This window comes from Corallococcus sp. 4LFB (assembly GCF_046520365.1).
In the GTDB taxonomy this organism is placed as follows: Bacteria; Myxococcota; Myxococcia; order Myxococcales; family Myxococcaceae; genus Corallococcus; species Corallococcus caeni.
This window is the reverse complement of sequence record NZ_JBKGHJ010001193.1, coordinates 1-657: the sequence shown is the minus strand read 5'-3', so window position 1 is coordinate 657 and position 657 is coordinate 1. Positions and strand designations below refer to the sequence as shown.

Annotated in this window: 1 protein-coding gene; it reads right to left on the bottom strand. The window is 70.9% G+C overall.

What is annotated here, in order from left to right; all coding sequences use genetic code 11:
* Positions 1-239: 239 nt before the first annotated feature.
* Positions 240-657: TIGR02266 family protein (locus ACLEQD_RS44860; protein ID WP_410391985.1), on the bottom strand; the 418-nt coding region annotated here is incomplete at its 5' end.

Genomic DNA, 657 nt, shown 5'->3' with positions numbered 1-657 from the left:
CACCGGCCGGGGCCCTGCGCTCCCCTGGCCGGATGCCCGGCGCGGGACGCGGGGCCGGGGCCCGGAGGCAATCGCCGCGCGGGTGCGCCGTAGGGAAGGGTGAAGGCGTTGATCACTGGAGAGACACCATGAACTTCGCGAACGAGTTGGACCGCAGGGACCTGGAGTTGAAGTCCGTCATGGCCGTGTGGGTGGCCTTCGTGGCGATGGGCGCGGTCTTCCTGGGCCAGTTGCTCTAGTCAGGGCTTCCGGGTCCGGCGGACGTACTGCTGGATGAAGTCCCGCTCCTCCGCGCGCAACGCGCTCAGGCGCAGGCCGTAGCCCCGGGGGTTCTTGCCGTCCTCCAGGGAGTTCTCCCAGATGACGGAGCTGCGCAGGGTCATCACCCGCTCCGGATCATCGAAGCGCAGCGTCAGCTCCACCTGCGTCCCCAGCCGCAGCGGCCGGTCCGTTCCGATGAACAGACCCCCTGACGACAGGTTGATGATGCGGTGGTCGGTGAAGATGCCCGTGTTCTTCATCGTCACCCGCACGTCCGCGTGCAGCCGGTCGTCCGAGCGGCGCTCCAGGCCCACGAACTCGGCGCTCGAATACGAGGGCGCGGGGGCGGCCACGGGGCGCCGGACGGGCGCGGGCGGCGGCGGCGTGGGAGCCGGC